The sequence below is a fragment of the Mycolicibacterium lutetiense genome (assembly GCF_017876775.1).
GTDB lineage: Bacteria > Actinomycetota > Actinomycetes > Mycobacteriales > Mycobacteriaceae > Mycobacterium > Mycobacterium lutetiense.
The window spans coordinates 1,980,781-2,002,610 of sequence record NZ_JAGIOP010000002.1 but is presented as its reverse complement, the minus strand read 5'-3'; the positions used below and the strand labels follow the sequence as shown (position 1 = coordinate 2,002,610).

23 protein-coding genes are annotated in these 21,830 nt (G+C 66.9%); 19 read left to right on the top strand and 4 right to left on the bottom strand.

Features of this window, described 5'->3' with window-relative positions; genetic code table 11:
* Positions 1 to 35: 35 nt before the first annotated feature.
* A complete protein-coding gene (locus tag JOF57_RS18925; RefSeq protein WP_209918962.1) occupies positions 36 to 359 on the top strand; it encodes a WXG100 family type VII secretion target in 324 nt (107 codons plus the stop codon).
* A gap of 12 nt (positions 360 to 371) precedes the next feature.
* Complete coding sequence (locus tag JOF57_RS18920; protein WP_209918960.1) at positions 372 to 668, top strand: WXG100 family type VII secretion target; 297 nt, start codon at positions 372 to 374, stop codon at positions 666 to 668.
* Positions 669 to 744: 76 nt separating this feature from the next.
* Here JOF57_RS18920 and JOF57_RS18915 read toward each other — a convergent pair whose 3' ends face one another.
* The gene (locus tag JOF57_RS18915) at positions 745 to 2,145 is read right to left on the bottom strand and encodes a DEAD/DEAH box helicase (protein WP_209918958.1); all 1,401 of its coding nucleotides are present in this window, start codon (positions 2,143 to 2,145) and stop codon (positions 745 to 747) included.
* A 280-nt stretch (positions 2,146 to 2,425) separates the two neighbouring features.
* On the opposite strand from JOF57_RS18915, the gene JOF57_RS18910 reads away from it, so the two are divergent.
* From JOF57_RS18910 to JOF57_RS18845, 14 genes are all read left to right on the top strand, one after another.
* The gene (locus JOF57_RS18910; protein ID WP_307870051.1) at positions 2,426 to 3,730 is read left to right on the top strand and encodes a GAF domain-containing protein; all 1,305 of its coding nucleotides are present in this window, start codon (positions 2,426 to 2,428) and stop codon (positions 3,728 to 3,730) included.
* A gap of 191 nt (positions 3,731 to 3,921) precedes the next feature.
* Complete coding sequence (gene adh, locus JOF57_RS18905; RefSeq protein ID WP_209918954.1) at positions 3,922 to 5,445, top strand: aldehyde dehydrogenase; 1,524 nt, start codon at positions 3,922 to 3,924, stop codon at positions 5,443 to 5,445.
* A 107-nt stretch (positions 5,446 to 5,552) separates the two neighbouring features.
* Positions 5,553 to 6,614, top strand: a complete 1,062-nt coding sequence (gene adhP, locus JOF57_RS18900; protein WP_209918952.1) for an alcohol dehydrogenase AdhP — start codon at positions 5,553 to 5,555, stop codon at positions 6,612 to 6,614.
* Positions 6,615 to 6,703: 89 nt separating this feature from the next.
* Positions 6,704 to 8,116 carry an ethanolamine permease gene (gene eat / locus JOF57_RS18895; RefSeq protein WP_209918944.1) on the top strand — a complete coding sequence of 471 codons (1,413 nt, stop codon included), beginning with the start codon at positions 6,704 to 6,706 and terminating at the stop codon, positions 8,114 to 8,116.
* Positions 8,113 to 9,528: an ethanolamine ammonia-lyase subunit EutB gene (locus JOF57_RS18890; protein WP_209918943.1), complete on the top strand. Its 1,416-nt coding sequence runs from the start codon at positions 8,113 to 8,115 to the stop codon at positions 9,526 to 9,528. Before eat ends, JOF57_RS18890 begins: the two co-directional genes overlap by 4 nt.
* Positions 9,525 to 10,298 (top strand): ethanolamine ammonia-lyase subunit EutC, encoded by a 774-nt coding sequence (gene eutC / locus JOF57_RS18885; protein ID WP_209918942.1) that lies wholly within the window; start codon positions 9,525 to 9,527, stop codon positions 10,296 to 10,298. Before JOF57_RS18890 ends, eutC begins: the two co-directional genes overlap by 4 nt.
* A gap of 183 nt (positions 10,299 to 10,481) precedes the next feature.
* Positions 10,482 to 10,925, top strand: coding sequence for a 50S ribosomal protein L13 (gene rplM, locus JOF57_RS18880; protein WP_209918941.1), 444 nt, complete (start codon positions 10,482 to 10,484; stop codon positions 10,923 to 10,925).
* A gap of 8 nt (positions 10,926 to 10,933) precedes the next feature.
* A complete protein-coding gene (gene rpsI / locus JOF57_RS18875; RefSeq protein WP_209923494.1) occupies positions 10,934 to 11,419 on the top strand; it encodes a 30S ribosomal protein S9 in 486 nt (161 codons plus the stop codon).
* A 343-nt stretch (positions 11,420 to 11,762) separates the two neighbouring features.
* A complete protein-coding gene (locus JOF57_RS18870; RefSeq protein ID WP_209918940.1) occupies positions 11,763 to 12,176 on the top strand; it encodes a hypothetical protein in 414 nt (137 codons plus the stop codon).
* 138 nt (positions 12,177 to 12,314) lie between these two features.
* On the top strand, positions 12,315 to 13,655 hold the full coding sequence (gene glmM / locus JOF57_RS18865) for a phosphoglucosamine mutase (RefSeq protein ID WP_209918939.1): 1,341 nt from the start codon (positions 12,315 to 12,317) through the stop codon (positions 13,653 to 13,655).
* A gap of 37 nt (positions 13,656 to 13,692) precedes the next feature.
* Complete coding sequence (locus JOF57_RS18860; protein WP_209918938.1) at positions 13,693 to 13,998, top strand: type VII secretion target; 306 nt, start codon at positions 13,693 to 13,695, stop codon at positions 13,996 to 13,998.
* A gap of 6 nt (positions 13,999 to 14,004) precedes the next feature.
* Entirely contained in the window at positions 14,005 to 15,420 is a 1,416-nt protein-coding gene (locus tag JOF57_RS18855) for a hypothetical protein (RefSeq protein ID WP_307870050.1), read from the top strand.
* Positions 15,421 to 15,571: 151 nt separating this feature from the next.
* Positions 15,572 to 16,711: a 3-ketosteroid-9-alpha-monooxygenase, oxygenase component gene (locus JOF57_RS18850; RefSeq protein ID WP_209918935.1), complete on the top strand. Its 1,140-nt coding sequence runs from the start codon at positions 15,572 to 15,574 to the stop codon at positions 16,709 to 16,711.
* 35 nt (positions 16,712 to 16,746) lie between these two features.
* On the top strand, positions 16,747 to 17,031 hold the full coding sequence (locus JOF57_RS18845; RefSeq protein WP_234938666.1) for a ferredoxin: 285 nt from the start codon (positions 16,747 to 16,749) through the stop codon (positions 17,029 to 17,031).
* Here JOF57_RS18845 and pdxR read toward each other — a convergent pair.
* A complete protein-coding gene (gene pdxR, locus JOF57_RS18840; RefSeq protein ID WP_209918933.1) occupies positions 16,979 to 18,424 on the bottom strand; it encodes a MocR-like pyridoxine biosynthesis transcription factor PdxR in 1,446 nt (481 codons plus the stop codon). The genes JOF57_RS18845 and pdxR overlap by 53 nt on opposite strands.
* 29 nt (positions 18,425 to 18,453) lie before the next feature.
* On the opposite strand from pdxR, the gene JOF57_RS18835 reads away from it, so the two are divergent.
* Together JOF57_RS18835 and JOF57_RS18830 are read left to right on the top strand one after the other, a co-directional pair.
* Complete coding sequence (locus JOF57_RS18835) at positions 18,454 to 18,897, top strand: hypothetical protein (protein ID WP_209918932.1); 444 nt, start codon at positions 18,454 to 18,456, stop codon at positions 18,895 to 18,897.
* Positions 18,898 to 18,940: 43 nt separating this feature from the next.
* Positions 18,941 to 19,615, top strand: coding sequence for a TetR/AcrR family transcriptional regulator (locus JOF57_RS18830; RefSeq protein WP_209918931.1), 675 nt, complete (start codon positions 18,941 to 18,943; stop codon positions 19,613 to 19,615).
* Here JOF57_RS18830 and JOF57_RS18825 read toward each other — a convergent pair.
* Entirely contained in the window at positions 19,605 to 20,645 is a 1,041-nt protein-coding gene (locus JOF57_RS18825) for an LLM class F420-dependent oxidoreductase (RefSeq protein ID WP_209918930.1), read from the bottom strand. The two genes, JOF57_RS18830 and JOF57_RS18825, sit on opposite strands and share 11 nt — an antisense overlap.
* A gap of 107 nt (positions 20,646 to 20,752) precedes the next feature.
* Here JOF57_RS18825 and JOF57_RS18820 point away from each other — a divergent pair, with 107 nt between their 5' ends.
* A complete protein-coding gene (locus tag JOF57_RS18820) occupies positions 20,753 to 20,899 on the top strand; it encodes a hypothetical protein (protein WP_163664037.1) in 147 nt (48 codons plus the stop codon).
* Between the two features lie 7 nt (positions 20,900 to 20,906).
* On the opposite strand, the gene JOF57_RS18815 is transcribed toward JOF57_RS18820, so the two are convergent.
* On the bottom strand, positions 20,907 to 21,758 hold the full coding sequence (locus tag JOF57_RS18815) for a dienelactone hydrolase family protein (protein ID WP_209918929.1): 852 nt from the start codon (positions 21,756 to 21,758) through the stop codon (positions 20,907 to 20,909).
* Between the last annotated feature and the right edge of the window lie 72 nt (positions 21,759 to 21,830).

Here is a 21,830-nt window from a genome sequence, read left to right as displayed (position 1 = left end):
ATATCCCGCAAGACAAGACCGGAAGGCCAGAGGACATGCCAACAGGACTGACGGGGCCGTTGGGCGCCGACTTCGAGATGATGACGAGCGTGGCAGGCCGGATCGACGTGCTCAACGACGATGTCCGGGCCATGTTGGCGACCTTCATCGGAAAGATGAGCAGTGTGCCACCGTCGGTATGGGGCGGCGTGGCTGCAGTACGGTTCCGCAGCGTGGTGGACCGCTGGAACGGCGAATCGCTGACCCTGCACACCGCACTGGGTCGTATCGCCGAGACCATCCGGACCAACGAGCGCACGTTGCGTGCCGCTGCTGACGCGCACGCGCAGCGGCTCGGTGTCGTCGGCGACGGCATCTGATCGGCATCGGCCATGGATCACGTGCTGTCATACAACTTCGGTGAGATCGAATACTCGGTTCGCCAGGAGATTCACACCACGTCAAGCCGGTTCAACGCCGCGCTCGATGAATTACGTTCGCAGATTGCGCCTTTGCAGCAGGTCTGGACGCGTGAGGCCGCGCAGGCCTACACCGTCGAGCAGGTCCGCTGGAACCAGGCCGCAGCGGCTCTCAACGAAATTCTGTTCTCCCTGGGCAATGCGGTGCGCGACGGTGCCGACGAGGTGGCCGCGACCGACCGCAGCGCGGCCAACGCTTGGGGAGTCTGAGGCCGCTCACCCCAGAAAAAGACATGTGCGGTCCCGCTCGGTGGAGAGGACCGAGCGGGACCGCACACTTTCGTCTTTAGCGGGCCGAGCCGGAGTCGCCGCTGCGGCGGGGACGGCGGTTTCCGCCGCGCTGTCCGCCGGCACCGGCACCGGCACCGGCACCGGTCCCGGACCGGGCTGCGGGGGCACCGCCGCCATTGCGGCTGGAGCTGCCGGGGCGGTTGCGATTCTGCTGCTGCCCGGACCGACCACCCTGACGCCGCGGCGCGTGGGTGGCCTGAGCGACCGGCTCCTGGTGGATGGGATCACCGAAAACCCGTTCCCCGGGGGCGATCTCACGCAGTACCGGGTGGTCCATGGTGTTGATCCGGGTGATGGTCGGCTTGACCCCGGCCTTGCGGGTCAGGTTCCGCACATCCGAGACCTGTGAGTCGTGCATCAACGTCACCACGGTGCCCTCGTTCCCGGCGCGGGCGGTGCGCCCGGACCGGTGCAGGTAGGCCTTGTGCTCGACGGGCGGGTCGGCGTGAACGACCAGGCTGACGTCGTCGACGTGGATACCGCGGGCGGCGATGTCGGTGGCCACCAGAACGGCCGCCGATCCGTCGGAGAATGCCGTGAGATTGCGCGTGCGGGCATTCTGGGACAGGTTGCCGTGCAGCTCAACAGCGGAAACGCCACGCGAATTAAGCTGGCGAGCAAGGTTTTTCGCCCCGTGCTTGGTGCGGGCGAAGACGATGGTGCGGCCCGGCGCGGCAGCCAGATCGGCAACGACGTTGACCCGTGCGGCGTTGTCCACGTGCAGCACGTGGTGCACCATCGCGCTGACCGGTGACTGTGCCGAATCGACACTGTGCACCACGGGGTCGTGCAGATAGCGCTTGACCAGCACGTCGACGCCGGCGTCGAGCGTGGCCGAGAACAGCAGGCGCTGGCAGTTTTTCGGGGTCTTGTCCAGCAGTCGCTTCACGCCGGGCAGGAAGCCGAGGTCGGCCATGTGATCGGCCTCGTCGAGCACGGTGATCTCGACCGCGGACAGGTCGGCGTGACCGGACCGCATGTGGTCCTCGAGCCGGCCCGGGCAGGCGATGACGATGTCGATGCCTCCCCTGAGTGCGGAGATCTGGGGGCCGGGGCCCACTCCGCCGAAGATATTGACCGACTTCAGGCCGGTTGCCGCGGCGAGCGGAGCCAGCGAGGCCTGGATCTGGGTCACCAGTTCGCGGGTGGGCGCCAGGATCAGTGCGCGGGGCCGGTTCGGTGCCCGGCGGGTGCCGCTGGTCGCCAGGCGGGCCACCAGCGGAAGCAGGAATGCGTACGTCTTGCCGGAACCGGTCCGGCCGCGGCCGAGCACGTCGCGGCCTTTGAGGGAATCGGGCAGGGTCGCGGCCTGGATCGGGAAGGGGGACTCCACGCCGTTTCCGGCCAGGGTCGCGACGATCTCGGCGGGCAGGCCGAGGTCAGCGAATGTGGGCACAGCAGTGCCAGGGATTTCTTGGACAGACAAAATGAAAGCTCCGAAAATAGAGGGCGGTCGTCCTGCCCGGCGCGAGTGATATCTCGCGGCGCTCGGTTGACGATCGAGAAGGCGGCAAAGGCAGAACAGACAAGCCGCCGTGCCCCAACTATACGGGTAGTGGCGTGGATTCCCCGATTTCTGCAGGCTGGCCTACGGGTGGTATCCATCACAGGTCTGGCTGGTCAACTATCCTTGCGGACACGCGTGAATGCCATGCCGATGGTCCGACGCCGGGAGCGTGATTGCCGTGGCTGCATCCAGAAACGCGGGAGGCCGGGTGTCCGCCCGGGCACAACCCGCGAAGGTGCGCGCCATCCATGACCTGTTCATCGGGGGCCAGGTAGACGCCGCTTCCCTCGATTCCGCCCCCGTGCGCCGGGTCATCGTGGAGAGCTGGCAGCGCAGCCTGGCGACGGGCGTAGACCCCGATCTGGGCACCCGGGCGGCGGCCGCAGCGGCGGCGCTGACCGAGTTGCGCGACATCCATCCGCTGGCGCCCACGCTGCCGCTGATCCGTCGGCTCCTGGTCGACGATGCGGTCGATTCCGGAGTGGTGGTGGCCATCACCGCGGCCGACGGCACCCTGCTGTGGGTCGAAGGTGACCCCGGCGTGCGCCGCAAGGCCGAGGCGATGAACTTCGTGCCCGGGTCGGACTGGAGCGAGCGGGTTGCCGGGACGAACGCGCCGGGTACGGCGTTGGCCCTCGACCGTGAACTGCAGATCCTGGGGTCGGAGCACTTCTCCCGCACCGTGCACTCCTGGAGTTGCACCGCGGTACCGGTGCACGATCCGGCGACGGGGGTGCTGCTCGGTGCCATCGACCTGACCGGCGGCGCCGCGGTCGCGTCTCCGCAGACATTGGCCCTGGTCAGGGCCACTGCGGTTGCCGTCGAAAACCAGTTGGCCCTGCTGCGGCTCACCGGGCCCGCCGCCCCGACCGCGGCCGACGGGGCCCGGCTGACCGTACTGGGCGCCGACCGCCCGCGCTGGCACGTGACCGATACCGCAGGCCGCCCGCAGTCCAGTGCGCTGACCGGCAGGCACGCCGACATCCTGGTCCTGCTGATCCGGCACCCCGAGGGCCTGAGCGCCGATCACCTGGCCATGCTGCTCGACGACAAGGACCTCGATGTGGTCACCGTGAGGGCCGAGGTCTCGCGGCTGCGCCGGGTCATCGGCAGCGCCTACCTCGAGTCGCGGCCCTACCGCCTGTTGGCGCCGGTTGCCAGCGATATGGGGGACGTCTACGACGCGCTGCAGACCGGGAATGTCTCGGCCGCCCTGGACACGTATTCGGGGGCGCTGTTGCCGCAATCGGTCTCACCGGCGATCGCGCGGCTGCGCACCGAGCTGAGTGCCGGCCTGCGCGAGGCCGTGCTGACCGGAAGTGACCTGGGCCTACTGCGCCGGTGGCTGGCACTGCCCGACGGCCGCGATGATCGGCAGGGCTGGCGGGCATTGCACGACCATGCCCAGGCCGATCCGGTGGCCAGGGCGCAGGCCCGCGGCCATCTGGCCGGAATCGACGCTGAACTGGGCTGAATTTGTCGGCCCGCCGACGTGCTGAATTTGTCGGCCCGCCGACGTGCTGATTCCCGGCATTCCGAGGTGGACAGCCCAGTCTTCTGGGATCTGCAACGTTCCGTTTATCTGTGCAACTGTGCTGCAACGTACTCCTGACTACCTTTAGTGATCACCGACACATTTTCGGTGTCCGAATGCAGGAGATTGCCATGACTGTTTATGCCCGTCCGGGTGCCGATGGCGCCGTGATGTCCTTCGAGTCCCGCTACGACAACTTCATCGGCGGACAGTGGGTCGCGCCCGTGGAGGGCCGCTATTTCGAGAACCCGACGCCGGTCACGGGTCAGGTGTTCTGCGAGGTGGCCCGCTCCACCGAGGCCGATGTCGAGAAGGCCCTGGATGCCGCGCACGCGGCTGCGCCGGCGTGGGGCAAGACCTCGCCCGCCGAGCGTGCGATCGTCCTCAACAAGATCGCCGACCGGATCGAGGAGAATCTCGAATCCGTGGCGCTGGCCGAGTCGTGGGACAACGGCAAGCCGATCCGCGAGACGCTGAACGCCGACATCCCGCTGGCGGTCGACCATTTCCGGTACTTCGCCGGTGTGCTGCGCGCCCAGGAAGGTTCGCTGTCGCAGATCGACGAAGACACCGTCGCCTACCACTTCCACGAGCCCCTCGGCGTGGTGGGCCAGATCATCCCCTGGAACTTCCCCATCCTGATGGCGGTGTGGAAGCTGGCCCCGGCGCTGGCCGCGGGCAATGCGGTGGTGCTGAAACCGGCTGAGCAGACCCCGGTTTCGGTGCTCTACCTGATGTCGCTGATCGGTGACCTGCTGCCCGCCGGTGTGATCAACGTGGTCAACGGATTCGGTGTCGAGTGTGGCAAGCCGCTGGCCTCGAGCCCCCGGATCGCCAAGATCGCCTTCACCGGTGAGACCACCACAGGTCGGCTGATCATGCAGTACGCCAGCCAGAACCTGATCCCGGTGACCCTCGAGCTCGGTGGCAAGAGCCCGAACATCTTCTTCTCTGATGTGCTGGCCGCTGCCGACGACTTCCAGGACAAGGCACTGGAAGGGTTCACCATGTTCGCCCTGAATCAGGGTGAGGTGTGCACCTGTCCGTCGCGGTCGCTGATCCAGGCTGACATCTACGACGAGTTCCTGGAACTGGCCGCCATCCGCACCAAGGCCGTGCGCCAGGGCGACCCGCTGGACACCGAGACGATGATCGGCGCGCAGGCCTCCAACGACCAGCTGGAGAAGATCCTGTCCTACATCGAGATCGGAAAATCCGAAGGTGCCCAACTGATCACCGGTGGTGAGCGGGCCGATCTGGGTGGCGACCTCAACGGCGGCTTCTACATGGCGCCGACGATCTTCACCGGCCACAACAAGATGAGGCTCTTCCAGGAGGAGATCTTCGGTCCGGTCGTGGCGGTCACGTCGTTCAAGGATTACGACGACGCCATCTCGATCGCCAACGACACCCTCTACGGCCTGGGCGCCGGCGTGTGGAGCCGCAACGGCAACACCGCCTACCGCGCAGGCCGGGACATCAAGGCCGGTCGGGTGTGGACCAACTGCTACCACCAGTACCCCGCACATGCGGCGTTCGGCGGCTACAAGCAGTCCGGTATCGGCCGGGAGAACCACAAGATGATGCTCGACCACTACCAGCAGACCAAGAACCTGCTGGTGAGCTACGGCAACAAGGCCCAGGGCTTCTTCTGAGCGTGACGGCCTGAAGCGTTGTGGCAACGGTACTGCCTGAGAGATCACACAACCGGATAACAACAAGAATCGGCCGACAGGAACATCTTTCACGAACGGAATGACTCATGACCCAGACTCTCGACGACGGTGTCAGTGCCGGCAGTGCCGGCATCATGCGCGCCGCGGTCGTCACCGAATTCGGTGCGCCGCTGCAGGTTTCCGATCTTGAGTTGCCCACGCCCGGTCCGGGTGAGGCCTTGGTCAAGCTCGAGACCTCGGGCGTCTGCCACACCGACCTCCATGCCGCACATGGCGATTGGCCGGTGAAGCCCAGCCCGCCCTTCGTGCCGGGTCACGAAGGGTGCGGCACGGTGGTGGCGCTGGGGCCCGGGGTGACGGACCTCAAGGTCGGTGACAAGGTCGGCAATGCGTGGCTGTGGTCGGCGTGCGGCAGCTGTGAGTACTGCCGTACCGGGTGGGAGACCCTGTGCGAGCAGCAGCGCAACGGCGGCTACAGCGTCGACGGCAGTTTCGGCTCCTACATGTTGGTCAACACCGCCTACGCCGCCCGCATCCCCGACAACGTCGACCTCGTCGAGGTGGCACCCATCCTGTGTGCCGGCGTGACGGTCTACAAGGGCCTGAAGGTGACCGACACCAGGCCGGGCCAGTGGGTGGCGATCTCCGGTGTCGGGGGACTGGGGCACATCGCCGTGCAGTATGCCCGGGCGATGGGTCTGCGGGTCGTCGCCATCGACATCGACGATGCCAAGCTCGCGCTGGCGAGCCGGTTCGGCGCCGAGGTGACGGTGAACGCCAAGACCTCCGATGTGGTCGAGGAGGTGCAGAAGGCGACCGGTGGGGTACACGGAGTGCTCGTCACGGCGGTGCATCCGCAGGCGTTCGGCCAGGCCATCGGGCTGGCCCGGCGTGGAGGCACCATCGTGTTCAACGGTCTTCCGCCCGGAGATTTCCCGGCACCCATCTTCGACATCGTGCTCAAGGGCCTGACGATCCGCGGCTCGATCGTGGGTACCCGTCAGGATATGGCCGAGGCGCTGGACTTCTACGCCCGCGGCCTGATCCACCCGGTCGTCGAGACGACGTCACTGGATCAGATCAACGAGGTGTTCGGTCGGATGGAACGTGGGCAGATCGACGGTCGGGTCGTCATCGACTACCGGTAGTCGATGAAGCCGATGGCTCCGCCGCGCTAGTTACTCAGTAAATACATTGTCGGACTACATGATTCGACCACGCAGTGAAGGAGTTCGACATGGCAGGTGTGGAAGAACACCTGGAGAGTGCTGACTATCTACAGAAACGTCAGCTCAAATCCGGAAGTGCGGGCTGGCTGCTGCTGGCCGGCCTTGGCGTCAGCTACGTGGTGTCCGGCGACTATTCCGGGTGGAATTTCGGGCTGGCGCAGGGCGGTTTCGGTGGCCTGGCGATCGCCGCGGTGATCATCGCCGGCATGTACCTGGCCCTGGTGCTGGGCATGGCCGAGCTGTCGTCGGCTCTGCCTGCGGCCGGCGGCGGCTATACGTTCGCCCGGCGCGCACTCGGGCCGTGGGGCGGATTCGCCACCGGCACAGCGATTCTCATCGAGTATTCGATCGCTCCCGCGGCCATCGCCACATTCATCGGTGCCTATGTCGAATCGCTCGGGTTGTTCGGCATCACGAACGGCTGGTGGGTGTATCTCGCGGCGTACGCATTGTTCATCGGCATCCACCTGTCCGGTGTGGGTGAGGCGCTCAAGGTCATGTTCGTCATCACCGCGATCGCGCTACTGGGCCTGCTGGTGTTCGCGATCGCCGCGGTCGGCCATTTCGACGTGTCGAACCTGACCAACATCGCCGTGGACGACGCCGCCGCCGGCGCGTCGGCGCTGCTGCCGCACGGATACCTGGGGATCTGGGCTGCGATCCCGTTCGCGATCTGGTTCTTCCTCGCGATCGAGGGCGTGCCGTTGGCGGCCGAGGAAACCGCCAACCCGGAACGCAACGTCCCGCGCGGCATCATCGCGGCGATGGGTGTGCTCCTGGTGACCTGCGCGACGGTGCTGGTCCTGGCGACCGGTGCCGGTGGTGCCGAGCAGATGTCGGCGTCGGGCAATCCGCTCGTCGAGGCGCTGGGTCACGGCCTCTCTTCGAAGCTGGTCAACTACATCGGACTGGCCGGGTTGATCGCGAGCTTCTTCTCGATCATCTACGCGTACTCGCGCCAACTCTTCGCCCTGTCTCGTGCGGGGTACCTGCCCACCGCCCTGTCGGTGACCAACACGCGCAAGGCGCCGACGCTGGCCCTGATCATCCCGGGCGTCATCGGCTTCCTGCTGTCGCTGACCGGCCAGGGTGACCTGCTGCTCAACATGGCCGTCTTCGGCGCCGCACTGAGCTACGTGCTGATGATGACCAGCCACATCGTGTTGCGGGTCCGTGAACCCGAGATGCCACGGCCGTACCGCACCCCGGGCGGGGCGTTCACCACCGGAATCGCGCTCGTCATCGCGGTCTTTGCGGTCATCGCCACCTTCCTGGTCAACCCGGTCGCCGCGGGCCTGTGCCTGGCGGTGTTCGCCGTGTTCATGCTCTACTTCGCGCTCTACAGCCGTCATCGCCTGGTGGCCAACTCGCCCGACGAGGAATTCGCGATGCTCGCGGAAGCGGAGAGTGCGCTGAAATGATTTACCACCAGCAGGTTTCGGGGGTGAACTACAGCTTCGACGGTCTGGTCGAGGTGATGGCCAAGGCCACCCCGCTGCGTTCCGGCGATCAACTCGCCGGCTGCGCGGCCGAGCACGACGGTGAACGCGCCGCGGCCGCCTGGGTGCTCGCGGACCTGCCGCTGGACGTCTTCCTCAACGAGGAACTGGTGCCGTACGACACCGATGAGGTGACCCGGCTGATCATGGACAGTCATGATCGCCAAGCCTTTTCAGAGATCTCGCATCTGACCGTCGGCGGGCTGCGGGACTGGCTGATGGACGTTACGGCGCACGATCACAGTGCCGAGCGGCTGGCCGCCGTCGCGCCAGGGCTGACCCCGGAAATGGTTGCGGCGGTCAGCAAGATCATGCGCAACCAGGATCTGATCGCGGTGTCGGCCGCCGCGGAGGTGACCGCGGCGTTCCGGACCACCGTCGGTACCCGCGGCACCCTGGCCACCCGGCTGCAGCCCAACCACCCCACCGACGACCCTCGGGGGATCGCGGCGGCGGTGCTCGACGGGCTGCTGCTGGGCTGCGGTGACGCGGTGATCGGGATCAACCCGGCCACCGACTCGCCGCAGGCCACCGCCGACCTGCTGTACCTGCTCGACTCGATCCGCACGCGCTACGACATCCCCGCCCAGTCCTGCGTGTTGTCCCATGTCACCACCACCATCGGATTGATCGAGGCCGGGGCGCCGGTGGACCTGATGTTCCAGTCCATCGCGGGTACCGAGGGGGCCAACTCCGCCTTCGGGGTGAACCTGCAACTCCTGCGTGAAGGTAATGAGGCGGCGCGCAGCCTGGGCCGCGGCACCGTCGGCGACAACGTCATGTACCTGGAGACCGGTCAGGGGTCGGCGCTCAGCTCCGGTGCGCACCTGGGCGTCGGCGGCAAGCCGGTGGACCAGCAGACGCTGGAGGCCCGCGCCTACGCGGTGGCCCGCGACCTGCAGCCGCTGCTGGTCAACACCGTCGTCGGGTTCATCGGGCCGGAGTACCTCTACGACGGCAAGCAGATCATTCGCGCCGGGCTGGAAGATCACTTCTGCGGCAAACTCATGGGCCTGCCGATGGGCGTCGACGTCTGCTACACCAACCATGCCGAGGCCGACCAGAACGACATGGACACCCTGTTGACCTTGTTGGCTGCGGCGCAGGTGGCCTTCGTCATCACCGTGCCGGGTGCCGACGACGTGATGCTGGGCTACCAGAGCTTGTCGTTCCACGACGTGCTGACCACCCGGCGCACCCTGGGCCTGCGGCCTGCCCCTGAGTTCGAGGCATGGCTGCGCAGAGTCGGCATGGTCGACGACTCCGGCAAGCTGACACCGTTCGACCTGGAGCGCTCGGTGTTGCGGTCCCTGACTTCTGCGGAGACATCATGAGTTCCAATGAGGTTGCGGTTCAAGAGTTCTGGGATGAACTGCGCAGGACGACCCAAGCGCGGATCGGGCTGGGCCGGGCCGGCAACGCGCTGCCGACCCGTCGGGTGCTCGAGCTGGCCGCCGCGCATGCCGCGGCGCGCGACGCCGTACATGTGCCACTGAACGTCGACAAGGTCGCCGACGAGGTTCGTGCGGTGGGCATCGGTGAGCCGACACTGGTGACCAGCAAGGCCAGCTCACGCGACGAGTATCTGCGCCGGCCCGATCTGGGCCGGGAACCCGCGGAGGGCACGGCTGTGCCCGACACCCCGGCCGACATCGGCTTCGTGCTGGCCGACGGATTGTCGCCGACTGCGCTCGATCGTCACGGCGCGACGCTGCTCACCGCGTTGGTGGCCGAGTTGCGGGACCGCTACACGCTGGCCCCGCCGGTGATCGCGACGCAGGCCCGGGTCGCGCTCGGCGACCACATAGGGGCACAGTCGCGCGTCCGAACTCTGCTCGTCATCATCGGGGAGCGGCCCGGGCTGAGCGTGGCCGACAGCCTCGGCATCTACCTCACCCACCTGCCGATACCCGGCCGCACCGACGCCGACCGCAACTGCATCTCCAACATCCACCCGCCCGACGGCCTGGGATACGCCGAAGCCGCGCGGGTGGCGGCCGGACTGGTCGACGGTGCGTTGGCGCTGGGTCGCTCCGGCGTCGATCTGAAGGACACCTCACGAACTTCGGCGCTCGGTAGCTCGATTGTCGCCGAACTCACCTGAACCCTCCCGAAGGCGCGTTTTGACCTGCGCGGAAGCCCACAGGTAAGCTGCTCCGTTGGTGTGTGCTGCCCTAGGGCAAGCGGGTCCCGGGTCAAAGTCGGTCGCCGGGAAATCCGAGTACATGCGCCGCGACCGGCACCCGGGTCACCGGGAGTCAACCCGAGAATAGAAGAGGTATGCGCTGTGCCTACGTACACGCCGAAGGCGGGTGACACCACGCATTCGTGGTACGTCATCGACGCCCAAGACGTGGTGCTCGGCCGGCTCGCCGTCGAAGCAGCCAAGCTGCTCCGCGGCAAGCACAAGCCGACATTCACGCCGAATGTCGATGGTGGCGATTTCGTCATCGTCATCAACGCCGAGAAGATCGCCGTCAGCGGCGACAAGCTCACCAAGAAGTTCGCTTACAGCCACTCGGGTTACCCGGGCGGTCTGCGCAAGCGCTCCATCGGAGACCTGCTGCAGAAGCACCCGACCCGCGTCGTCGAGAACGCGATCATCGGCATGCTGCCCCACACCAAGCTTGGTCGGCAGATTCAGAAGAAGCTCAAGGTCTATGCCGGCCCGGATCATCCGCACGCCGCTCAGCAGCCGGTTCCGTACGAGATCAAGCAGGTGGCCCAGTGACCGAAACGATTGAGAACGGCGACGTCGTCGAAGCCGTGACCGAAACCGTCGAGGTGGTTGAGCAGGAGCAGGCGCCGGAGCAGGAGTACCGCGAGCCGATCATCCTCGACCGTCCCATCCAGACCGTCGGCCGCCGCAAGGAGGCCGTGGTGCGGGTGCGCCTGGTGCCCGGCACCGGCCAGTTCAACCTGGACGGCCGCAGCCTGGAGAACTACTTCCCGAACAAGGTGCACCAGCAGCTGATCAAGGCCCCGCTGGTGACCGTCGACCGCCTCGAGCACTTCGACATCTTCGCCCACCTCGATGGTGGTGGCCCCTCGGGTCAGGCCGGCGCTCTGCGCCTGGCAATCGCCCGTGCGCTGATCCTGGTGCAGCCGGAGGACCGGCCCGCACTGAAGAAGGCGGGCTTCCTGACGCGTGACCCGCGTGCCATCGAGCGCAAGAAGTACGGCCTCAAGAAGGCCCGTAAGGCTCCTCAGTACAGCAAGCGCTGATCTGTCGCCTTTATGGCCGAACGAACCCGCCGGGTGTGTCATGTACACACCCGGCGGGTTTGTTTTTGCGTGTTGACCTGCGTCGTTTTCCACACCCGAGTCGTTGTCGGGGCCCGGCCACGACCCTGGTGCCGAAAGCGGCGCGCGACCGCCCTCAAGATTTTTCGCGGATTCGAGTTTGAGGACCGCCACGGCGTGGAAGTCCTCTGGGCGGAGAGCAGGGGGCCGCTTTGTGTCAGCAGGGTTGTGCTCGCAGGACCTTCCTGCCACCGGTGGACGTCGTATCGACGTCGGGGGCCGGGGTGCCGCTTTCTTATCGGAAGGAGCAATTGTGGGGAACTTCGTGAAGACAGCCACTGCGGGAGCCGTGCTCGGCGGGTCGCTGCTGTTTACCGTCGGCCTGGGTATCGCCAACGCGGCGCCCGAAACTGCCGGAGACGGCAAGGTCAACCTCACCCTCGGCAACGTCTCGGTCCTGGAGAACATCGACGACGCCGCGGCCGCGCAGATCGCTGCGGGGGTGTGCGAGAACACCGACACGGCATCGTTGACCACCGCGGTTCAGGGGGTCGATGCGAACAGCGGCGACCACGTGGTCTGCACCAACAATCTGGGGACCATCTCGTTCAGCCAGAACGGCACCACTGAGCGTCCGGGCGGCGTCTCCGAGGGGACCGCACCGCACAGCCTTGCGCCGACAACCGAACCCATGGCGCCCGGCGGCAGCCACTCGTCGTCAGACACCGGTTCCCGCTAGCGAGGTGTCACCGATCATCGCCCGTGCCCATTCGTGGGCGGTGATCGGTGATCTCGATGCGGTCTCAATTGGGGACCAGGCTGGTCGCTGACCTCGTCGGTTGTGCCTACGGCGGCCAATTATGAGAAGTTTAAGGGCATGGGTCGACTGTTCGGCACCGATGGGGTGCGCGGGGTCGCCAATCGCGATCTGACTGCTGAACTGGCAGTAGCACTCGGTTCGGCGGCGGCACGGCGTCTCGGCACTTCTGCCGGGCATGGCCGGCGGGTGGCCGTGGTGGGCCGCGATCCGCGGGCGAGCGGCGAGATGCTGGAAGCCGCGGTGATTGCCGGTATCACCAGTGAGGGTGTCGATGTCCTGCGGGTCGGCGTCCTGCCGACGCCCGCGGTGGCGTATCTGACCAGTGCTTATGACGCAGGTTTCGGGGTGATGATCTCCGCGTCGCACAACCCGATGCCCGATAACGGCATCAAGATCTTCGGTCCCGGCGGGCACAAGCTGGACGACGCTGCCGAGGATCGCATCGAGGAACTTGTGCACGCGGGTCCCGGGCTCAGGCCCGTCGGGGCCGGCATCGGCCGGGTTCTGGACGCCGAGGACGCGTTGGACCGCTACCTGCGGCACGCAGGCAAGGCCGTCACCACCCGGCTCGAAGGCCTCACCGTGGTCGTCGACTGCGCACACGGTGCGGCGTCGGCAGCCGCTCCGCGGGCCTATCGGGCTGCCGGGGCCAATGTCATTGCGATCAACGCCGACCCCAATGGCCTCAACATCAACGACGGCTGCGGATCCACCCATATGGAGGTCCTGCAGGCCGCTGTCGCCGAGCACGGGGCCGATCTGGGGCTGGCCCACGACGGTGATGCCGACCGGTGCCTGGCGGTCGACGCCACGGGCCGGGTCATCGACGGCGACTCGATCATGGTGGTGCTGGCGTTGGCCATGCAGGAGGCCGGCGAGTTGGCCTCCGACACGTTGGTGGCCACAGTGATGAGCAATCTGGGCTTGCACCTAGCCATGCGGGCGGCCGGTATCGAGGTCCGCACCACCGGTGTCGGCGACCGTTATGTGCTCGAGGAACTGCGGGCCGGCGAGTTCTCGCTCGGTGGTGAGCAGTCGGGTCACATCGTGTTGCCCGGCTTCGGCACGACCGGTGACGGCATCGTCACCGGCCTGCGGCTGATGTCGCGGATGGCTCAGACCCGCACTACCTTGGCTGCGCTTGCCGCACCGATGCGTACGTTGCCGCAGGTGTTGATCAACGTCGCGGTCGAGGACAAGGCTGCGGTGGCCAAAGCGCCGTCCGTGCAGTCCGCGGTGGCCCAGGCCGAGGCCGAACTCGGCGACACCGGCCGAATCCTGTTGCGGCCCTCGGGTACCGAACAGGTGGTTCGGGTGATGGTCGAGGCCGCCGATGAGAACACGGCCCGGATGGTCGCGGTTCGCGTGGCAGATTCGGTCAGCGGCCAGTCGTCCTGAGGGAACCGAACGGTGCCCGGCTGCGTCTAAACCGGGCATGGGAGATGTAACTGCCGCCAGTCTCGACGGCGCAGCACTGGCGGCAGTGGCCGCCGGATATGACGCCGTCGCCGCCGATCTCGATTCAGTGGTGCGTGACCGTCTGCGCGGGCCGGTATTCGACGGCGCCTCCGCCGGGCGTCACCACGTTGCCGACGGGGATGCGGTGCGGACCGCCGTCGACGAGGTAACGGACGGGTTGCGTCGGTGGTCGCGGGCCAGCGCCGAGGTCGCGGCCGTGCTGCGCAGCTCCATCGATCGGTACTGGGCTGCCGATGCGCGTGCTGCAGCTCGGGTGGGTTGAGCCGTGGTGCCCAGCCTTGATGTCGCGGCCCGGTTGGATGAGGGCCAGTCCGCTGTCGACACGATCGCTGAGTACGTCTGGGCCTGTCAGCTGCTCGGCTTCTCCCACCCCGACCTGACGCGGTATCGCGACCAGGTGCACGACTGGTATGCCGCCGAGGACGGCCTGGATCTACGGGTGCTGGATGCCGAATGCGCATCGCTGGCAGCTGCTGCTGCGGCGGCCGAGCAGGCAGAGCGGCTGCAGGGCAGCCACTTCCAGGATCTGTCCCAAGCGTGGCAGGGTGCCGGGGCTCGGGCTTCGACGGGCTTTCTGGACCGGCATGCGCGCTGCGCGGCTCAGGTCGCCACCGGTATCCGCGGCGCCGCAGCCACCTTGGGCCGGTTGCGCGACAACCTGTGGCAGGCGGTCGACGCCAAGGCGGCCGCTGCGATACAGATCGAGGGGCGCCAGGCCGGTCAGCGTGGAACCTGGCTCGCCGCGGCACGCACTGTGAGCACCGGTGCGGGGGACCGTTCGGCGGCCAGTGAACTGATCGACGCGCAGGTGAAACCGTTTGTAGCCAACGACATCGGCGGGGAGTGGCTGACCGCGATGCGCGGCATGACACGCGCGGTGGCCGATGCGTACGCGCAAGCCCTCACCGCGTTGCGCGCCGAGGTGTCCCCGATGTTCGGCATTCCGGGGGAGCTGGGGCCGGTCTGGCTTCCGTCGACGCCCGAGTCCCGGCACCCCGCGCTGGCCTTGGCCGCCGATACCGCCGACCGGTCTTCGGTTGCCGGTGCGCGTGGGGGATTCACCGCGCCGGTGGCACCTGTCGGGATGCCGCCGGTCGAGATGGCGGCCGGCGCTCCGCCGGTCGGGCCGCCGGTCGGGCCTGAACCAATGGTCGCGGCCGGAGCGCCCAGTGAGTCGGCGGCTCCCGCCTTTGCCTCGCCGGCGGGCCTCGGCCAGGGCCTCGGCGGCGGTGGACTGCCCGGTCTCGGTGGCATGCCCGACATCGGGTCTGGGTTGACGGGGACCGGCCAGTCATTGGCCGACCTGTTGGGCGGGCTGATCGGGTCGTCTGCCGATGATCTGCCCGAGGACATCGGTGGTCTGGAGGACGAAGACATCGATCCGGGGGCTGACGATGACGCACACGACGAGGCCGAAGACGACACGAACGACGATTCCGACGAGACTGCGGCCGACGAGGACGAGGACGAGGACACCGCCGAGGGGCAACCTGCGGGGCAGGAGGATCCTGGTGTGGAAGTGACTGAATCGCAGCCGGATCCACTGCCGGCGGCCACGGAGGTGCCCGAATCCGTCGCGCCACCGCCCACGGTGCCCGGGCCCGCCGCCGAACCGCTCGCCGCGCCCGCCGGCGACACGCCGTGTGCGATCGCCGCCGACGAGTTGCCTCAGGCGGGGCCGTGACCAGTTACCGCAGGTGGGGCGGTTAGCCGTCTGCGTCGAATCGGATTTCGATCCCTGCCAGTGGGACTTTGGCCGCCGGAGGGGCAACCTCAGTGTTAGACCTGGTTGTGACGTGAACCACAGTTGCCGCGAGACTTCGGAGGGGTCCTTGATGTCCATGGAATCCGAGTGCGAGGTACGCGAGATCGAAGCCGAAGCACCGCCGGCGCGTTTTGCGCGTGGCTGGCACTGCCTCGGACTGACTCGCGACCTCGGTGACGGGGAGCCTCACGCGATCAACGTATTCGGGCAGAAGCTTGTCGTATTCCGCAGTGGTGACGGCAAGATCAACGTGCTCGACGGCTATTGCCGGCACATGGGCGGTGACCTGTCCCAAGGCGAGGTCAAGGGCAACGAGATCGCCTGCCCCTTCCACGACTGGCGGTGGGGCGGCGACGGGCGCTGCAAGAACGTGCCGTACGGCAAGCGGGCACCCCGGCTGGCCCGGACCGTCGCCTGGACGACCCTTGAGCAGGACGGGATGCTGTTCGTCTGGAACGATTCCGAGGGCAAACCCCCGCCCGCCGATGCGACGATTCCGCGCATCGAAGGTGCCACCAGCGATGAGTGGACCGATTGGCATTGGTACACAACGGTCGTCAATGCCAACTGCCGTGAGTTGGTGGACAACGTGGTGGACATGGCGCACTTCTTCTACGTCCACGGATCGATGCCCACCTACTTCAAGAACATCTTCGAAGGCCATATCGCGACCCAGTACATGAACGCGGATAGCCGTGCCGACCGCCACGATGTCGGCGGCTCGGCGATGCTCAGCACCACATCAGTGGCGTCGTACTACGGACCGGCCTTCATGATCGATGACCTGACATATCACTATCCGGACGCCGATCATCACAGCGTGCTGATCAACTGTCATTATCCGATCGACGCGAATTCGTTTGTCCTGCAATACGGCATCATCGTCAAGAAAGCCGAGGGCGTGTCCGGAGCGCTGGCCCTGCAGAACGCCATCGCCTTGGGCGATTGGGTCAAGATCGGCTTCGAGCAGGACGTGGCGATCTGGAAAACCAAGGCACGCATCGACAACCCGTTGCTGTGCGAGGAGGACGGGCCGGTGTACCAGCTGCGCCGTTGGTACGAACAGTTCTACGTGGACGCTGACGACGTGGCCGCCGACATGGTCGACCGGTTCGAATACGAGATCGACACGACGAGCGCTCGGCATGCGTGGGCGCAGGAGATCGAAGACAACCTCGCTGCCCGCGCCACCGTCCGGTCAGCGCCGTGACCGTCCGTCTCGATCCTCGGCTCGAAGAGTTGCCGATGATGCCGGTGTCCTGCCGACGCTGCGGCGCAGTCGTACTGGCGCGCAAGAGCAGTTGGCAGCAGACCTGCGTGCAGTGGAACGCCACAGCGGCCGGGCAATGCCCGCAGCGCCGCGACGCTGAGGCGCTGGCCGGCCACGGCGGTCGTGGAGTGTTTCTCGGCTGTACCTCGCTGCGGGATTCGGTCGTGGCAGCCGCCGTCGACGGGGTATTGCCGTTGGCGGACGCGGCTAACGGGTCTGACGGCCCCCCAACCGGGCCAGGATCGGCGCGAGCCGGCTGACGCTGTCGCGGATCGCTGTCTCGCTGAGTGCGCCGTATCCGATCACCAGGGCAGGTGGTGCGGAATCCGGGTCGGCCCAGTTCCACCGGGCACCGTCCAGGCGCAGGCCCTGTTCGCGTGCGGCGGCGACGATCGCATCCTCATCTGACCCGGTTGGCAAGCGAAGGTAGACGTGCAGACCCGCGTCGATGCCGGTGGGCTGCGTCTGAGGCATCGACGCGCTGATCGCCCCGAGCATGACGTCGCGTCGTCGGCGGTACACCGAACGCACCCGTCGCAGGTGGCGGGTCAGGCCGCCCGTGCCGATGAACCGGGACAGGGCGAGTTGCTCGAACACGGAGTTGCCCATGTCGTCGTAGAGTTTCTCGGCTGCTACCGGCTCGACGAGCCAGGGCGGCAGCACAATCCATCCGATTCGCAGGGCGGGGGACAGCGTCTTGCTCACGCAGCCGGCATACGCCACGTGTTCCGGCGCGAGCCCTTGAAGGGCGCCGATCGGGCTTCTGTCGTAGCGGAATTCGGCGTCGTAGTCATCTTCGATGATCAGTGCGTCGCGGTGGCGTGCCCAGGAGATCAACGCCGCCCTGCGGTCCGTGTCGAGAACGACACCGGTCGGATAGGAATGGGCCGGTGCCACCAGGACTGCGCCGACATCGAGTTCGGCGAGTCTGGCGACATCGAGGCCGTTCTCGTCGACCGGTACCTGTGTCACGCGAAGTCCGGTGCGGGCGATGGCATCGCGGTGAAATCCGAAACAGGGGTCCTCGACGGCGATGGCGTTGCATCCTCGGGCCCGTAACGCGCGGGCCAGCAGCGTAATCCCTTGCGTGAGACCTGACGTGACGATCGTGTGGTCGGGCGTGGCCACGACGCCGCGAATCCGGGCCAGATATTCGGTGAGGGCTTCGCGTAGCGGACGGGTACCGAGCGGCCCGGGGTAACCCAACTGGGAGTTGGGTGCTGCAGTGAGGGCATTGCGATAGTGCCGCAGCCACTCGGTACGGGGGAACAGCGCGGGGTCGGGAAGTCCGCCGCCCAAGGGGACTGCGGGGTTGCGGACGTGGTGTGTGCGCGGAGGTGGTTGTGGGGCAACGGTTCTCACCCGGGTTCCGGACCCTTGGTGTCCGGTCAGGTACCCGTCGGCCACCAGGTGTTCATAGGCGGCGACGACGACGCTGCGCGCCACCCCGAGCTGTGCGGCCAACACGCGCGACGGCGGCAGCAGCGAGCCCGCCATGAGCCGACCCTGTTGGATCCCCGACCGCAGCTGGTGTTGCAGCTGGACAGCCAGTCCGTCGCGGGACGTCCGGTCCAGGGCGAGTAGAAGGTCCGGGGGAAAGCCGGTGTCAGCAGAATTGGTCTGCTCATCTAGATCAGAATTGGATCCTGACATATACCAATACTAGGAGCGATCGTCATGACATGACTTCGATCAACAACTTCTCCTCACCTGCCGTCCGACCGCTGGTCACGTCCTGGATGCCTGGGCCGGCCCCCGCCGGCGACGGCCCGGTCGTCGTCAGTGTCACCGAATACGCCGCGCATTCGCTGCGTCACCTCCCCGGTGTTGCCTACAACGGAATGCGCATGAGGGAAGGGTGGTACGCCATGCCGGGCGCCGTCGGGCTGTGGTTGTGGAGCCTGCCCGTCGGTGGTCGGGGAGGCTCGATCTCGGTGTGGACGGATACTGAAGCGCTGCAGCGGTTTATCGGGCTGCCGCACCACGTCGACATCATGCGGCGGTATGGGGACCGTGGCGAGGTGCGGTCCACCACGTGGGACGCCGCGCCATTCGACCCCGCGGCGACCGTGGTGCGGGCGCGCGAGTGGATCATGCAGCGTCAGAACGTCGGCATTGACAACTGACGTAGTCGCCCCGGCAATCGGGTATCTGGGTCAAGATGGTCGGATGAGCTCGGCCATGACCACCAAGGCCGGACCCGGGCGGCCCGCGGGCATCGATAGCGGCGACACCCGCCAACGGGTGATCGAAGCTGCCTGCCTGTGCTTTGCCCAGCTCGGCTACGGAGCCGCGACCAACAATCAGATCGCCGAGATGGCCGGTGTGACAGCGGGTTCGGTCTACTACCACTTCCGGACGAAGAACAACTTGTTCGCGGCAGTATGCGATGACGTGTACGGCAAGATTCTGGCCAGTGCCGCACCGGCAATCTCTGGGCCGCATTCGATGCACGAACTGCTGAGTACCGCGCTGGCCGAATCGATACGGATCAACCGCGAGTTTCCCGACCTGGCCGGTTTCGTCGCGACCGCGCCGATCGATGCGCGTCGACACCACGAGTTGGCCGAAGCCTACGCGCGGCAGGGGGCGCGGATCACGGACGCGCTGGCACGCTCGGTGATCGAGGGGCAGAGGGGTGGGTTGATCTCGGCCGATCTCGATCCGGTTCAGGTGGCGCGGGTGATCGGTGCGATCGTCGACGGATTCGCGCACGCGGCAGCTGTGACCGAACCAAGTGAAATGTATGGCGTCAACCGGTTATTCGAAACGCTGCTCCTGGACGCGGCAACCGGCAGCCGCTCGGCCCACAAATCCGCTGACCACCGCGACCCTATCGGGTGAGCTCCACCAGTTCCTCGCAGAACTTCATGGTCTCGGCGGCATCAGTGGCCATCGGGTGCACCAGCATTGTGGTGACCCCGGCCTCGGCGTAGGCGGCGAGGCGTTCCTTGACGAAGCCCTTCGGTCCCACGAGCGACACGTTGCGCACCAGATCGTCGGGCACCGCCGCGATGGCCTCGGCCTTCTTGCCGGCCAGGAAGAGGTCCTGGATGTGGTCGGCGACCTCGCCGTAGCCGTACCGGGTGGCCAGCTTGTGGTAGAAATTCTGCCCGCGGGCGCCCATCCCGCCGATGTACAGCGCCAGTTGGGGTTTCGCCCAGGCCAGTCGATCGTCGACATCGTCGCCGATGGCCAGGCTGGCGCTGACCATGACATCGAGCGGGCCCAGTTCCGGGTCGCGCTTGGCGGCGCCGGCGCGCAGGGCGTCGCCCCACACGTCGTCGGCCTTCTCGGGGAGGTAGAACACCGGTTGCCAGCCTTCGGCGATCTCGGCGGTCAGCTCGACGTTCTTCGGCCCCAGTGCCGCGATGGTGATCGGAATGCGTTCACGCACCGGGTGATTGATCAGGTGCAGGGACTTTCCCAGTCCGGTGCCGCGGTCGGCGGGCAGCGGCAGCTGGTAGTACTTGCCGTCGTAGTCGAGGTTCTCGCGGCGCCACACCTTCCGGCAGATCTCGACCACTTCGCGGGTGCGGCCCAGCGGGGCGTCGAACGGTACGCCGTGGAAGCCCTCCATCACCTGCGGGCCCGACGTGCCGATGCCGAGGCGGAACCGGCCGTCGGACACGTAGTCCACGCCGGCCGCGGTCATCGCCATCAGCGCCGGCGTGCGGGTGTAGATCGGGACCACCCCGGTGCCGAGTTCCATGGTGGAAGTCTTGGCGGCCAGGTAGCCGAGCTGGCTGATCGCGTCATAGGAGTAGGCCTCGGGGACCAGGGCGATGTCGATGCCCACCTTCTCCAGGTCGACGATTTGGTCGGCTGCCTCTTTGAAGCCGCCCGAATAACTGAGGAAGATGCCTGTCCGCATGAAGGAGTTATATCACCATCAACCGGTTGGTTGAGTATGGAGGAGTCGCCGGCCTGAAGGCGCAGGCTACTGTTCGAGGCCGATCAACAGACAGGGGAGAGTCGAAAATGGAACCAGAGCACCAATTGACAGCCGGGCAGAAGGCCAAACTCTATGCGCAGGCCGCGGGCGCGTTCGCCCGTAATCCCAAGGCGTTGGTCGCGCTGGTGAAGTACAAGCTCTCCGAGCGGAAGTCGGCAAAAGAGGCGGGCTGACGCCCCGTCACGGCTTGAGCAGCGCGACGACCTTGTCCTCCAGTGCCACCGGATCGGCGTTCGGGTCGGCCGTTTCGGTGTGGGGCAGCGTGGCGTCGGGATCGGCGAAATCGCGGTAGGTCTTATCGCCGGTCAGCGTCGCCAGCAGATAGCCGGTGAGCAGGGCGCGCACGATCTTCTGGGTGTCCTTGTCGGCGCCGGGCAACCCGATGAACCGGGCCAACCGGCGCCCCTCGACCAGGCCGCCGGCCTGTGCCTTGCTGACCGTCCGCAGCGTCGCGCCGTCCCACGCCCGGGCCAACTCCACGGCGTTCGAACGCAGTGTCATCGGGTCGCCGGGAGCGGTGAGCACCAGGCCGGGTACCCGCAACGTCGACGCGGGTTGTTCGGCCGGCGGCTTGGTCACCGTCGGAAACATTGACACCACCGCTTTGGGACGCTGGGTGGAACCGCCCATTCCGGCGGCGGCGAATACCGCCGCGGACCCGCCGAAGCCGTGCCCCACCACGCCGCGCTTGCCCGGGTGCACGCTGATCTTGCCCGTACCCAGCCGCACCCCGGTGATGATTTCGAGGGCTGCGCCCAGGTCGAAGGCGAAATTGAGCACCGACGGAGCGACGCTGGTCTCGGTATCGGGTGCCGCCGCCACGATGCCCCAGGACGCCAGGTGCTCGAGCGTGCCCGTGTAGTTGTCCGACCGTGTCATCCACTCATGGCCTAAGACCACACCGGGCAGGTTCAGGCCGGACTCGGGCGTGTACACCACGCCCGGCATACCGGCGAACGCCAGGTCGCCCCGCAGGACTCGATGCGGTCCGCGGCGGGTCAACCCTGCGAAGAGCTTCTTTGTGCTGGCCACGCGTTGACCGTAGCGCAGGGAGCCTGAGCGGCGCCCGGGTGCGAACACGGTGATCTGCGTCAAAAGCCGTCG